At 45.6% G+C, this 12,947-nt stretch carries 15 protein-coding genes; 13 read left to right on the forward strand and 2 right to left on the reverse strand.

All coding sequences use genetic code 11. The features are described 5' to 3' along the window. From thiD to CXK86_RS22480, 5 genes are all read left to right on the forward strand, one after another. Positions 1 to 813 (forward strand): bifunctional hydroxymethylpyrimidine kinase/phosphomethylpyrimidine kinase, encoded by an 813-nt coding sequence (gene thiD, locus CXK86_RS22455; RefSeq protein ID WP_017692191.1) that lies wholly within the window; start codon positions 1 to 3, stop codon positions 811 to 813. 249 nt (positions 814 to 1,062) lie between these two features. After that, positions 1,063 to 1,743 (forward strand): response regulator transcription factor, encoded by a 681-nt coding sequence (locus tag CXK86_RS22465; protein WP_036606855.1) that lies wholly within the window; start codon positions 1,063 to 1,065, stop codon positions 1,741 to 1,743. Continuing rightward, entirely contained in the window at positions 1,740 to 3,488 is a 1,749-nt protein-coding gene (locus tag CXK86_RS22470) for a sensor histidine kinase (RefSeq protein ID WP_076253553.1), read from the forward strand. Before CXK86_RS22465 ends, CXK86_RS22470 begins: the two co-directional genes overlap by 4 nt. A 21-nt stretch (positions 3,489 to 3,509) precedes the next feature. After that, positions 3,510 to 4,055 (forward strand): CDP-diacylglycerol--serine O-phosphatidyltransferase, encoded by a 546-nt coding sequence (gene pssA / locus CXK86_RS22475; RefSeq protein ID WP_036606859.1) that lies wholly within the window; start codon positions 3,510 to 3,512, stop codon positions 4,053 to 4,055. Positions 4,056 to 4,068: 13 nt separating this feature from the next. Further along, complete coding sequence (locus CXK86_RS22480) at positions 4,069 to 4,554, forward strand: DedA family protein (protein ID WP_036606861.1); 486 nt, start codon at positions 4,069 to 4,071, stop codon at positions 4,552 to 4,554. Positions 4,555 to 4,779: 225 nt separating this feature from the next. Here CXK86_RS22480 and CXK86_RS22485 read toward each other — a convergent pair whose 3' ends face one another. Then, on the reverse strand, positions 4,780 to 5,970 hold the full coding sequence (locus tag CXK86_RS22485; protein ID WP_076253554.1) for a cation:proton antiporter: 1,191 nt from the start codon (positions 5,968 to 5,970) through the stop codon (positions 4,780 to 4,782). Between the two features lie 375 nt (positions 5,971 to 6,345). Here CXK86_RS22485 and CXK86_RS22490 point away from each other — a divergent pair, with 375 nt between their 5' ends. The 6 genes from CXK86_RS22490 (at position 6,346) to CXK86_RS22510 (ending at position 10,030) form a co-directional block, all read left to right on the forward strand. Continuing rightward, positions 6,346 to 6,918, forward strand: coding sequence for a DUF420 domain-containing protein (locus tag CXK86_RS22490; protein WP_074096493.1), 573 nt, complete (start codon positions 6,346 to 6,348; stop codon positions 6,916 to 6,918). Between the two features lie 73 nt (positions 6,919 to 6,991). Then, on the forward strand, positions 6,992 to 7,735 hold the full coding sequence (gene gpmA / locus CXK86_RS22495; RefSeq protein ID WP_076253555.1) for a 2,3-diphosphoglycerate-dependent phosphoglycerate mutase: 744 nt from the start codon (positions 6,992 to 6,994) through the stop codon (positions 7,733 to 7,735). Between the two features lie 216 nt (positions 7,736 to 7,951). After that, on the forward strand, positions 7,952 to 8,122 hold the full coding sequence (locus tag CXK86_RS32265; protein WP_017692200.1) for a hypothetical protein: 171 nt from the start codon (positions 7,952 to 7,954) through the stop codon (positions 8,120 to 8,122). Positions 8,123 to 8,302: 180 nt separating this feature from the next. Continuing rightward, positions 8,303 to 9,211: an aldo/keto reductase gene (locus CXK86_RS22500; RefSeq protein ID WP_076253556.1), complete on the forward strand. Its 909-nt coding sequence runs from the start codon at positions 8,303 to 8,305 to the stop codon at positions 9,209 to 9,211. An 85-nt stretch (positions 9,212 to 9,296) separates the two neighbouring features. Then, the gene (locus tag CXK86_RS22505; protein WP_017692202.1) at positions 9,297 to 9,623 is read left to right on the forward strand and encodes a thioredoxin family protein; all 327 of its coding nucleotides are present in this window, start codon (positions 9,297 to 9,299) and stop codon (positions 9,621 to 9,623) included. Between the two features lie 224 nt (positions 9,624 to 9,847). Next, on the forward strand, positions 9,848 to 10,030 hold the full coding sequence (locus CXK86_RS22510; RefSeq protein WP_036606873.1) for a hypothetical protein: 183 nt from the start codon (positions 9,848 to 9,850) through the stop codon (positions 10,028 to 10,030). 281 nt (positions 10,031 to 10,311) lie between these two features. Here CXK86_RS22510 and bacA read toward each other — a convergent pair whose 3' ends face one another. Then, complete coding sequence (gene bacA / locus CXK86_RS22515) at positions 10,312 to 11,121, reverse strand: undecaprenyl-diphosphate phosphatase (RefSeq protein ID WP_076253613.1); 810 nt, start codon at positions 11,119 to 11,121, stop codon at positions 10,312 to 10,314. 214 nt (positions 11,122 to 11,335) lie between these two features. Between bacA and CXK86_RS22520 the strand changes: the two genes are divergently transcribed. Continuing rightward, the gene (locus tag CXK86_RS22520; protein ID WP_076253557.1) at positions 11,336 to 11,968 is read left to right on the forward strand and encodes a TetR/AcrR family transcriptional regulator; all 633 of its coding nucleotides are present in this window, start codon (positions 11,336 to 11,338) and stop codon (positions 11,966 to 11,968) included. Between the two features lie 114 nt (positions 11,969 to 12,082). After that, complete coding sequence (locus tag CXK86_RS22525; RefSeq protein ID WP_076253558.1) at positions 12,083 to 12,934, forward strand: substrate-binding periplasmic protein; 852 nt, start codon at positions 12,083 to 12,085, stop codon at positions 12,932 to 12,934. Positions 12,935 to 12,947: the final 13 nt, after the last annotated feature.

Genomic DNA, 12,947 nt, shown 5'->3' on the forward strand with positions numbered 1-12,947 from the left:
ATGACGATTCCAAAAACATTAACAATAGCTGGTTCGGACACGAGCGGCGGTGCAGGTATTCAAGCTGATTTGAAAACTTTTCAGGAGCTGGGTGTGTATGGCATGACCGTACTGACTACGGTTGTGGCAATGGAGCCCGAAACATGGGATCACCAGGTCTTTCCTGTTGAATTAAATGTGGTTGAAGCGCAGCTTCGCACGGTTCTGGACGGCATCGGTTTCGATGCAATGAAGACAGGTATGCTCGGTTCTGTAGATATTATTGAACTGGTAGCAAAACATATTCGCCGCAGCGGTCTGCCACAGATCGTTATCGATCCGGTAATGGTCTGCAAAGGTACAGACGAAGTACTGCAACCGGAAAATACGGAAGCGATGATCGAATTCCTGTTGCCAGGTGCTGATCTGGTTACACCTAATCTGTTCGAAGCATCCCAACTGGCGAAGAGCGGACCTATTCGCTCCAAGGAACAAATGGAAGCAGCGGCAGCAGCAATTCATGCCCATGGCTCGAAACATGTTCTGATCAAGGACAGAGGTGTCATTAGCCCGGGTAAAGCAATGGATCTACTCTATGATGGAACCAACTACGAATGGTTTGAAGCCGATGTTGTCGGCTCCGGATATACTCATGGTGCGGGCTGCACAACGTCTGCGGCGATTACCGCAGGATTGGCTCGTGGTCTTTCAGTGAAAGAGGCTGTTCGTGAAGGTAAAGCCTTCGTGACCAAAGCGATTGCCGGCGGATTCCCGCTGAACCGTTTTGTTGGCCCGACACTGCATGTGGCACACCGTCTGGAGCAACAACGTTAAGTGTTGCCAGGGAGCGCGCAGTAGCGCATCAATTCTGGATAACACACTTCGATTTCATTCAAGTAGCTGTCAATGAGCAGGAGCTTGCTCGTTGATGGCTTCTTTTTTATGCGAATTTTTATAAAAATTAGTAACTTTTGGCTTATATTAATCGTATATATCATGGGAGCATTCCAAAACATGTGTGGACACATGAACGACACATGGAATAGGTATGTTATCATCAGAAATCTAAAAGGAGAGTCGGCCATGATCAGAACAGTGCTTCTGGTGGAAGATGAAAGCCGCATTCGTGAGATTGTGGCCGATTATTTCATAAAAGAACAATGGAACGTCATAGAAGCTGAACATGGAGTACAGGCACTGGAACTGTTGGCTCTGCATGAGGTAGATCTGGTTATTCTGGATGTTTTGATGCCTGAAATGGATGGATGGACGTTATGTGGGCATATTCGATCCCAATCCACCGTACCTATTATCATGCTGACTGCACGGTCCGAGGATGACGATAAAATTCATGGATTTCAGCTGGGCGTAGACGATTACGTTACCAAGCCGTTTAGTCCACGTGTGCTGGTTGCACGTGCAGAGACATTAATGAAGCGTGTTGAAGGTGCATTTGGACGAGAGCAGGGTGTGATTCGCTTCGGACAGGTAACCCTTGATCCATGGGCCAGACGTCTGGAGAAGGACGGAATTGAAGTGGAACTTGCACCAAAGGAATATGATCTGTTGCTTTATTTGGTACGTAATGCAGGCATTGTGTTGTCCCGGGATGCCATTTTGAATCGGATCTGGGGATTTGATTTTGAAGGGGACTCACGTGTTGTAGATACCCACATCAAGAAGTTGCGCAGCAAACTGGGTGATGAAGCCAAGTGTATCCGGACGGTGATTGGCACTGGATATCGTTTCGAGGCAGAAGCATGAGAAGAAATGGCGTAACGATGAAGCTTTTCCTAGTCATGGCAGGATGTCTGGTTCTTTTATATGGGACGACGGTTTTTGCCCAGTTGTTCTGGTTCCCTGACTTCTATCAGCATCAAAAGGTTAGCAGTATGAAGAAAAAGCTGTCCAAGTTCGAACAGCAATATTCCAATGGACATTGGAGTGATTTACAGCTAGCCAAGGAGACCGGGAAATTCATGCGTCAGAATCAATCACATCTGGTCATTTTGACGAATACCGGAAGATTGGTTAATGACCCGTTCCACATTACGTTGCTTCAAGAGGATGGAAGTCACGTGAAAGTGTCCTTGTCCTTGTTTATCAATAGTGAGAATGCTGGCTGGATTACATCCCATCTAAAATATGGGCAAGAACTGACGGTGAAAGGTCCGGCCAGCGAATCCATGGTCTATCCTTTCAAAATCCAGGATGCCACTTCCGCCGCATGGGGAACAGAAAGCTTTCAGGAATCAATTGAACCGGTAAAGGAATGGTCAGGCGTATTAACCGAGGTCGTTCTTCCCAATCTGGCAACGTGGAGTCAAAGGCAGGGACTGCTGGTGCAAGCACTGGATAGCCGGTTCCCATTATCCACCGAAGACCAACTTGCCTTGGCGAATGGCAAAATGCTCAATGAAGAATGGATGGATAGCTGGAGCGGTGTTCGCAATGTCATCACCATTGCTCCAGTGCATCGTTCCGGACCCGAGCAACAACTGATCTTTTCGCTCACCTCTCTACAGGAGATGAGGGAAGCGAATGAGGCAACACGTTTGTTCTATGCGTATTTTGGCATAGGGGCATTTATATTGATTCTGTTGCTGGCGTTGCTCCTGTCCCGAATTATAACGAAGCCGCTTTTGGCCTTGAACCATGTCGCCAAGAAAATGTCTACGCTGGATTTCACGGTGAAATCACCCATCCGGCGTAATGATGAGATCGGGAGTCTGTCTAACAGCCTCAATGCCTTATCGGGAACCTTGGGTCAGACACTGGAAGAGCTGAGGCAGGCCAACACGCAGATGCGTACAGATATGGAAATGAAGCAGGAGATTGAACAGCGTCAGCGCAAGTTTTTTGCCGATGCATCACATGAACTTAAGACACCAATCAGCATTATTAAGGGATATTCTGAAGGGTTGAAGGATGGCGTCAGTGAGAGCAAACGTGAGCGTTACATTGAGATCATTGCCGATGAGACGATCAAAATGGAAACGATGGTTGAAGAGATGCTGGATCTGGTGCGACTGGAATCCTCAGCGGTTCAATTGAATACGGATGCTGTTGCACTGGCTGACATGATTGAAGATATCGCTGGCCGTCTGGGTCCGCAACTAAAGGACAAAGGATTGGATGTGGTGCTTGTATCCACAACAGAACAGACGGTTGAGGGTGACCGAAGCAAGCTGGAGCAAGTTATTTTCAATATCATGATGAATGCTATACGTCATGCGATACCACATACCGATATAACTATTGAGATTAGCAGGCGTGAAGGTTTTGTCCATATTTCCATTGAAAACAAGGGTGAGCACATTGCTGAAGCTGAGCGGCAGTATATATGGGAGAGGTTCTATCGGGTAGAGCGCTCACGTAATCGTAAAATGGGGGGGACCGGGCTTGGTCTGGCCATTGCGAAGCAGATTCTTGATCTGCATGGGTGCAGTTATGGAGTGGAGAATACACCGGATGGAGTCCGTTTTTATATTATTTTTCCTAAAGCCTAGTACGAAAGGGAGTCAAATATTATGAAGTCTTTACCATCGATTTTAACCTTGGGGAATCTGAGTTCAGGCATGCTGGCAGTCATTATGGCTATTCATGGTGAATTTGCCCTGGCTGTGATGATGATATGGGTAGCGATGTTCTTTGATCTGTTTGACGGGTATGCGGCTCGTAAATTGCATTGTGAGGGTGAGTTCGGCAAGTCCTTGGACTCGCTTGCGGATGTAGTTTCATTCGGAACAGCACCCGTGCTGATTCTGTACCTGAATTCCATGATTGAAGTGAGTGTGCTGGGGATGGCACTGACTGCATTGTTTCCGATTTGCGGTGCTTTGCGTCTGGCCCGTTATAACTGTCAGAAGACAGCAAGCAGTGGTTTTGTCGGAATGCCGATTACATTTGCGGGAGGTCTGATGTCCTTTTTCGCACTCTGGAGTCCTTATTTCACACATGGTGTAGCCTATCTTGTCATTATTGTATTATCCGGTCTCATGGTGAGCCAAATCCGATTCCCGTCTCTAAAACAAGTGTTAGCCTCACATGAGAAGGATATTGTGGAACCGAAATAAGGAGCGAGTCAGTATGGAATTTGCAAAAGAATTTATTGGTCAATATGGTTATTTCGCAATATACGGACTACTGGCTCTCGGCGTTATTGGCATGCCGATTCCGGATGAGGTGATGATGACTTTTGTCGGTTATCTCGCCTCCATCTCGGTATTGAATTACTCCGTATCCATCGCCGTCAGTTTTGGTGGCGCATTTACCGGAGGGCTGCTTAGCTACATGATTGGCAAAAAAGCGGGCAGGCCGCTGGTTGAAAAATACGGCAAGTGGGTTGGCGTTAATGCCAAACGATTCAGCAGGGTGGAGTCGTGGTTCCTCAAATATGGGTATTGGTCCATCATCCTGGGTTACTTCATTCCAGGCATTCGTCATCTGATGTGTTGTTTCTCCGGAATTAGCAAGATGGCAATTGGCAGGTACGTAGTTGTATCGGGCATTGGTGCATTCGTCTGGTGTGTTGTCTTTATCTCGATTGGTTTTTATGTTGGCGTGTTAACTTAAAATGGGACAGCCTGTTGTAACAACAGGAAAAGATCGAAGACCTCTTGAGTGTAAGGTGGTCTTTTTTTGTTTTTCTATGAGTTTAGCGAACTTGAATGAGTAACGGCTACGGACGGATAACTTTGTGAATATATAAAAAGCCGCTCTGACCATTTCCAACCTTCGAGATAGAAGGAGAGAATGGAACAAAGCGGCGTGCTTTAAATACAGAATGATTTCAATACCTTACCCACTTAAATGAGAATCTTCAATTCCTCTTTCGACTTGCTTTTCCCCTTTTTTGCGTGCAAAGGTGATTTTGAGGAGTGGCGGAGTAACCAGTGTAGTAACAATAACCATGATTACAACGCTGGTAAAGTATTCTGGATCAAGTAATCCGGAGGCAAGTCCGGTTGAAGCGATAATGAGTGCAACCTCACCTCTTGAAATCATTCCTGAGCCAATGGCTAATGAAGATGACATATTAAATCCGGTCAGTCGTGCACCAGCTCCACCACCGATAAGTTTGGTAACAATGGCGATAAGACTGATAACGACAATAAACCAGATTTGTGAACCGACACCGTCAAAGGTGACATTTAAGCCGATACTGACAAAGAAAACTGGAACAAAAATTCCGTAGGCGATCGGTTCCAGTTTGGTTTCGACTTCATGTTTGAAGTTAGTTTGGGAGATGGCGATACCAGCGGCAAATGCACCTATGATTCCAGCAACACCCATCCACTCTGCAAAGTACGAGAAGCCAAAACAAATAATCAATCCCGCAGTAATGACGGTCTCGGTAACTTTCAGTGGTGCCATCCACTTCATGATGCGTGGAACAAGGAACCAGCTGGCAGCGATGATGATCACAAAGAACAACAGCTTTTTACCAATAAGCAAAGAGATCGAAGTGTCTCCTCCACCAGTACCCAGCAAGCTCATCATAACGGCAAGAATGACAACGACCAGGACATCATCTACGACAGCTGCCCCAAGGATTGTTGTACCCTCACGCGAGCTGAGTTGATCCATATCTTTCAGTGTCTGAACCGATATGCTGACGGAAGTGGCACAGAATAAAAGTCCAAAGAACAGCGCATGTGTCTGTGACATACCAAAGGCTACGGCCGAACCGTATCCTCCGATAAAAGGCAAAATAATACCGCCGACTGCTACGGCAAAGGCCGCCTTCCAGTTTTTCTTTAACTGCTCCAGATCGGTTTCCAGTCCGGCAATGAACATTAACAGCAATACCCCGATCTCAGCCATATAATGCACGAAATCACTTTGCTGAACCCAACCGAGAATTGCAGGTCCGAGGATGACACCGACAATCAGTTTCCCCAAAACGGATGGCTGACCCAATCTTACGGATAGATCACCAGCGAGTTTGGTAAAGATTAAAATAAGTGCAAGAACCAAAATAAATTCCATAGGTGTTCTTCCCTCCAGTAGTAGCGTATATAGGTTAACCAACCCAAGGGCGATCCATCCTCCGCTTCAAACAGACAAAAAGGCACAGAACGGCATTAGCAGAGTGCCGTTCTGTGCCTGAAAAAGACAAAGAGGGGCCCTTGGTGACAGGCTCCTCCAGTTTCAACGCGTATGTGATTAATTGCGTTAATTATACCACAAATGAAGGATTCGGTAAATGGGAGCCGGATTGGATTTGAGTGAAAATAGCCGCAAAGGGGCATTTTATAGGGGAGTGAAGCGGTTTTTGTTCAGAGTGTTGTCACTTAACAGCCCGGAATTGGCGAGATATAATGATATAGAACATAGAAGTTAGGATATGAGGAGGATTTTGCATTGGGCAAAAATAACAAAGGGGAGCCGAACATTCAGTCCCCGACGAGTAATAAAAATTTCGCAGGCATCATTATCACGATTTCCATTCTCGCTAATGTCATTATTTTATTATTGTTCTTCGCACCATCGATTGGTTACAAAGGTGATGTAACCTTTGATATTACGGTGTTGCCGCGGTTTAATGCCGTGTTTAACAGCTTTACCTTCATCTTCCTGCTCGCAGCGCTTATTGCTATTATCAAGCGGAATGTGAAGCTGCACAAACGATTTATACTTGCTGCATTCTCAACGACACTGTTATTCCTCGTGACCTATCTGACGTTTCATTACCTCTCACCAGAGACGTCCAAATACGGCGGCGAGGGCATCATTCGTTCGATCTATTTCTTCATTCTGATTACCCATAGTATACTGGCAGCCCTGATTGTTCCATTGGCGTTGTTCACACTTGTGTGGGGTTGGACGAATCAATTGAAGAAACACCGCAAAATTGCACGTTGGACGATGCCAATCTGGCTGTACGTCAGTTCTACAGGTGTCGTAGTATACTTGATGATGGCACCATATTATTAATGTGATGAACGTTTCACTGTGCTAATTAGTTTGACTTGCTGGTAATGTTTCCATGGAAGGAGGGTTCACGTTTATGTACAGAGTTGTTTTGATTCGCCATGGACAGAGCATGTGGAATGTAGAGAATCGTTTTACCGGATGGACTGATGTGGATCTGACAACGGATGGTTACGCAGAAGCACGTAAAGCAGGGAAGATCATGAAGGAACAGGGATTTGATTTTGATTACGCCTATGCATCCGTGCTGAAACGTTCTATCCGAACACTCGATATTGCGCTGGATGAAATGGACCTCATGTGGATTCCCATTACGAAGACTTGGAAGCTGAATGAACGCCATTATGGTGCGCTGCAAGGACTGAATAAACAGCAGACTGCTCTGAAGTATGGGGAAGAACAAGTAAAGGAATGGAGACGATCCGCGAACGTATCTCCCCCGGCACTGGACGAAACCGATGACCGATATGTGCAGGATCTGGACAAGTACAAGCGGCTCGGATGCACCATCCCTTTTACGGAGAACTTGATGGATACATCGAAGCGTGTACTGGAGTACTGGAATGCGGAGATTAAACCGATGGTGTCTGCTGGCAAAAGAGTGCTGATCTCTGCGCATGGGAACACGCTCCGTTCACTCGTCATGCATCTGGACCAATTGTCCGAAGCAGACGTGATGGCGCTCAATATCCCGACAGGCATTCCGCTTGTCTACGAATTGGATGAAGATCTGCATCCCATCGGACACTTTTATCTGACCGCCGATGGTTCTACCTACAAACATGAAGAAATGACCCATGTGGCAACGCCATCTGATTAATTGGACATGGACGTCTGTCTTGATTGTACGAAAGCTTGTATGATTTATCTCGTTCGGTTGATGTTTCAACAGGACGATTGGAAGATGACCGCTGAATTTTAATTCGGAGGTCATCTTTTTTTCTGCGATCAAGCCTGCACTTCGTTTCGTTTTGCTCCCACAGGGTAATTGTCAAACAAGACACGATGTACATTTATCCTGAAGGAGGAGAAGCACATGTCTAAAAGAAGAGGAATTATCATGACGGCTATCGGCGCAGGTGTGACTTATCTGATGAGGAACAAACAAGCAAGAGATAAGCTGTTTAGCACTGTCTCGGGTATGATGAAAAACTCCAATTCGTCCAATGGAACAAGTAAAACCAGACCACGTGTGGAAGTGAAATAGATTGCGATAGTTCGTTTATCGATTGAATTTAAATGATGATCATGAGAAACCTGGAGATGAAGTCGTTCCAGGTTTTTTTGTGCAATCAAAAGCAGTCCCTTGTTTTTGTGTGTAATGCGATTTTTGCCAGCAAGAATGATACAATGGATACTTGCAGAACGTATGGAGGGAGATGCACATATGAACAAAAATCGTCTGGGTACATCCGAACTGATGGTGTCTGAGATTGGGCTGGGATGTATGTCACTTGGAACTGAAATGGAGCACGCTATGGGTCTGATTCATGAGGCTCTGGATCATGGGGTCAATCTGTTGGATACAGCCGATCTGTATGACGAAGGGCGTAATGAAGAGATTGTAGGACAAGCTATTAAAGGGCGTCGGGACCAAGTCATTGTGGCGACCAAAGTAGGTAATCGTCGTCTGCCTGGCAAAGAGGGCTGGTCATGGGACCCGTCCAAAGCCTACATTAAGCAGGCTGTACATGAAAGTCTGAAGCGTCTGCAGATCGATTACATCGATCTGTATCAGCTGCATGGCGGGACCTTGGACGACCCTATCGAAGAGACGATCGAAGCGTTTGAGGAACTGAAGAAGGAAGGACTTATCCGATATTACGGAATTTCCTCCATTCGTCCCAATGTGATTCGGGAGTATGTAAAGAGGGCAGCCATCGTCAGTGTGATGAACCAGTACAGCATTGCTGACCGCAGAGCGGAAGAAGAAGTACTGCCTTTATTGGAACAAAAGGGGATCAGCGTAATTGCCCGTGGACCAGTAGCTAGCGGTGTGCTTGCCGATTCCGGATCTGCCAAGGCAGACAAAGGTTATCTGGACTATACGCCAGAGCAACTATATACCATTCGGCAAGGGCTAAGTCGTCTTGTTACGGACCAACGCAGTATGGCTCAGACAGCTATTCGCTACGCTTTATCCCATCCTGCCGTAGCAACAGTTGTCCCTGGTGCCAGTTCAAGAGAACAGTTGTTGCATAATATTGCTGCTTCGAATTCGCCTGAACTCACCGCTGCGGAAACTCAGGAAATACGAGAACTCAGTCCCGCTAATCTGTACAAGCAGCATCGTTAACTCCATTAAGCCTATTTTCAATTGTAACTATACGAGGTACAATGAAGATCAGCCAAAAAAGGAACATATAAGGGAGAGAAGACATATGGAAAGAATTCAAAGTGAACAGCAATATTTGGATACAATTAACTCTGATGGTTTTACCGTCATTAAATTTGATACAACCTGGTGTCCGGATTGCAAAAACCTGGATCGTTTTATCGGGGATGTTATCGACCAACATACGGACAAAACCTTCTATGCGCTGGATGCAGAAAAGTTCCAGCCGTTTGCTGAAGAGAATGGTGTACGCGGCATTCCAAGCCTGCTCGTCTTCCAGAACGGCAAGAAAATCGCACATCTGCATAGCAAATGGGCTAAAACACCTGCTCAAATCTCCGAGTATCTGGAGACGCTTGAATCCAAAGTTTAAGTGTACAAAGGCATCAGCAGTTTGACTAATTAATTTAGCTAAGGAGACCTCTTCTTGTCCTGCGACAGGAAGGGGTTTTTCTGCTTCATCCCAGCACGCATGATGTGCATTCAAATGTGCATTTGAATAACTGAAGTTGAGAAACAACGCTTGTTTAGAATTTGTTCAGTGCTCCCATGTATACTGTGAGAACAAACTGAATATTTGGAGTGAACAAGATCCGTATGAAGAATGAAATTTTTGAAGAAATGCACCAATTAAGTCACAATGATGACCGAAGATACCGATTGTTGATGATCGGGGTGAAGCAATTGCTGCAGGAACAAAAGGAGAATAGATATAATCTGCGTGAGAGATTGAAGAGTCGAAAGAAACACCGGAACTTTCAAGTAAAAGAGTGGTACTAGCCAGACTGCTTTTCAGAAGTGAACATAAATATGGTTGTCCATGATACATAGTAAACCTAGTCGGCATCACCAATGATCCAACCCACTAAAGAAGGAAGTAATGAAGAATCAGACTTCTTCTAATTACGGATGTTCCTGTCTCTGGAGCAGTAACAGAATCGTGAAGCAACAGAAAGATGAAGTAAAGGAAGTATAGCAATATAAAATATGGCGGCCTCGCTTCCCAAGGGAACGTGAGGCCGCCATTGATTTTGCCTGTCTAATTACTTGAATTGTAATGCTTACATCAAAATAATAAAGAACACGGCTGCCAAGACAAAGCGATACACAGCAAAGACGGTCAGGCTCAATTTTTTCAAAATGGACAGGAACGTCTTGATCGCAAGCATGGCGACGATGAAAGCAGCGATGAATCCAATCGCAAAGATTGGGAAATCACTGCCGTTCAGGTGATCGATACTTTTGTACAGGTCATATCCCGTAGCGCCAATCATAATTGGCACAGACACGAGGAATGTGAACTCCGCAGCGGCTACACGGCTTACCCCTGCAAAGAGACCGCCTGAGATCGTTGACCCGGAACGGGAGAAGCCTGGCCACAACGCCAAGATCTGAAATATACCCACCGCGAATGCCTGTTTGTAGGAAATATCATCGACATCATGGGTAGTAATCCGCCCACTCTTCCGGCTCCAGCGTTCGGCTACGATCATCAATATACCACCTATAACGAGGCTGTACAGCACTGTTTCCGGACCAAACAAATGTGCCTTGATCCAGTCGCGGAATACAAGTCCGATGACTACGGCAGGAACCATCGCCAGGAAAATATGTCCCAGATTGAGGCGGCGGGAGTAAGGTCTGCTCCCTCCGGTGAAGCGGAACATATCAATGAATTTGTTCCAGTACAGTACAACAACAGCAAGTACAGCTCCGAGTTGAACAACCACCTCAAACGTTTTGACTGCCTCGTTGTCCTCCGATAAACCCAGCAAGTGGGCAGTCAGAATCATGTGTCCAGTAGAGGACACGGGCAAAAACTCAGTCAAACCTTCGATGATGCCCATAATAATGGATGATATAATGTCCAATTCTCTTCCTCCTTGAAATGCAGGTGACAGCACAGGCTGTCCTGCTTGACCATGCCTGTTCATTTGAACAAGGCTATCACCTATTATGATCACAAATGCACTCAACTTCAACTTATGCTTGTAACCATTTGTTTAAAACTATATTGACAAAAACCTAGTTATCCCATAGGATATAAATTAACTGACTGACTGATCAATCGGGAGGGTTACATGAATGACCAAAATTAACGGTTTGGAACCTGGTGAAGAACGCCGGGACCAAATAATACGCATAGCGATGGAGCGTTTTGCAACCCAAGGCTACCATCAGACGAAAATTTCCGATATCGTTCGCGAGGCTGGTGTGGCGCAAGGAACATTCTACTGGCACTTCAAGAGTAAAGAAGCCATTGCTTCAGAGATTGTCTTAACGGGCAAGGAGGAGTTACTTGAGTCGATTGGACAAGGGTACCGCAAGGATGCCGGATCGGTAGAAGATATGGTGAAAGCATCGGAAAGGCTGTTCACTGACTTGTTTTTGTTTGCCGCGCAGAATCGCTATTTTATGGAACTGTTGCTCAAAGGCATCGTGACGGAAGAGTCCGTACAACGCCTGGTCGAGGAGACACGTAATGCCGTGGAAACTGCTTTTCGTCACAATATGGAACGTGCCATCGAACTCGGCATGTTGCCTAAGGGCATGGATGTTCCACTTCGAGCAGCGCTATTGGTAAGCATGATTGAAGGCATGATATCACGCTGGTTGTTCGGTTCCGATGAGTTACACAGCAAATTTTCAGCCATGACAGCTTCATCGCTGGCAACTGAAGCAGCAAGCTTTGAGTTTTACGGACTATTGGGCACATAAGATTCACATGATTAAACAAATAGCAGGGAATAATGGGTACAACTGCGGTTTAGTCACAATAAAGTAACCCAATGTACATCCAGATTAATACACGACTGAGAGGAAGTTAACGTAATGAACAACACATATGGATCGAAAACTCGTAAAGGCTGGTCTTTGACAGCAATTCTGCTGATGACCGTGCTGGTACTTAGTGCTTGTGGAAGTAAGGCAACAGATGGTGGAAGCACAAATGGTGCACAGGCAAGTAATGAACTGGAACAGATCAAGTCGGCTGGCGTTATCAAAGTGGGCATGATGGGCACATACGCACCGTACAACTTCCTGAACGATAAGAAAGAAATGGACGGCTACGATGCCGATATCGCACGTGAAGTTGCGAAACGTCTTGGGGTTGAGGTTGAATTTGTATCCCAAGAGTTCTCCGGTTTGACACCAAGTCTGCAAGCGAAGAAGCTTGATGCCATTATCAGCCAAATGACGATTACCGATGATCGTAAGAAAGTATTGGATTTCAGTGATCCGTATATTACGAACCAAGTTAAAATTATTGTAAAAGAAGACAATAACGATATTACCAAACTGGAAGACTTCAAAGGTAAAACGATTGGCGTAGGTCTGGGTACAAATGATGAATCATATCTGCGTAATGAAGTGTTGCCCAAAGTGGGAGACTTCACGATCAAAACCTATGACGATGTCATCTCTTCACTCAAAGATCTGAATGCTGGGCGGATTGATGCAACAATCAACAATATGTACGCTCTGAAACCGATTGTGGATGCCAACGGATTGAATATCAAAGCTGTAGGTGAAGCTATTAAGAGTGACCAGGCAGGTATTGCTGTTCGCAAAGACAATCCGGAACTTGTAGCAGCATTAAATGATGCTCTCAAAGGCATGAAAGATGATGGCACGTACAATACCATTTTCAAAAAATGGTTTGGTGAAGAGCCTGCGCAATAATGAACCTGCAAGG

The organism is Paenibacillus sp. BGI2013, assembly GCF_002843485.1.
Classification (GTDB): domain Bacteria; phylum Bacillota; class Bacilli; order Paenibacillales; family Paenibacillaceae; genus Paenibacillus; species Paenibacillus amylolyticus.

Excerpts from the sequence above, each read along its gene's own strand:
- thiD (WP_017692191.1), top strand. The coding sequence starts at position 1 with ATGACGATTCCAAAAACATTAACAATAGCTGGTTCGGACACGAGCGGC.
- CXK86_RS22465 (WP_036606855.1), top strand. The coding sequence starts at position 1,063 with ATGATCAGAACAGTGCTTCTGGTGGAAGATGAAAGCCGCATTCGTGAG.
- CXK86_RS22470 (WP_076253553.1), top strand. The coding sequence starts at position 1,740 with ATGAGAAGAAATGGCGTAACGATGAAGCTTTTCCTAGTCATGGCAGGA.
- pssA (WP_036606859.1), top strand. The coding sequence starts at position 3,510 with ATGAAGTCTTTACCATCGATTTTAACCTTGGGGAATCTGAGTTCAGGC.
- CXK86_RS22480 (WP_036606861.1), top strand. The coding sequence starts at position 4,069 with ATGGAATTTGCAAAAGAATTTATTGGTCAATATGGTTATTTCGCAATA.
- CXK86_RS22485 (WP_076253554.1), bottom strand. The coding sequence starts at position 5,970 with ATGGAATTTATTTTGGTTCTTGCACTTATTTTAATCTTTACCAAACTC.
- gpmA (WP_076253555.1), top strand. The coding sequence starts at position 6,992 with ATGTACAGAGTTGTTTTGATTCGCCATGGACAGAGCATGTGGAATGTA.
- CXK86_RS32265 (WP_017692200.1), top strand. The coding sequence starts at position 7,952 with ATGTCTAAAAGAAGAGGAATTATCATGACGGCTATCGGCGCAGGTGTG.
- CXK86_RS22500 (WP_076253556.1), top strand. The coding sequence starts at position 8,303 with ATGAACAAAAATCGTCTGGGTACATCCGAACTGATGGTGTCTGAGATT.
- CXK86_RS22505 (WP_017692202.1), top strand. The coding sequence starts at position 9,297 with ATGGAAAGAATTCAAAGTGAACAGCAATATTTGGATACAATTAACTCT.
- CXK86_RS22510 (WP_036606873.1), top strand. The coding sequence starts at position 9,848 with ATGAAGAATGAAATTTTTGAAGAAATGCACCAATTAAGTCACAATGAT.
- CXK86_RS22520 (WP_076253557.1), top strand. The coding sequence starts at position 11,336 with ATGACCAAAATTAACGGTTTGGAACCTGGTGAAGAACGCCGGGACCAA.
- CXK86_RS22525 (WP_076253558.1), top strand. The coding sequence starts at position 12,083 with ATGAACAACACATATGGATCGAAAACTCGTAAAGGCTGGTCTTTGACA.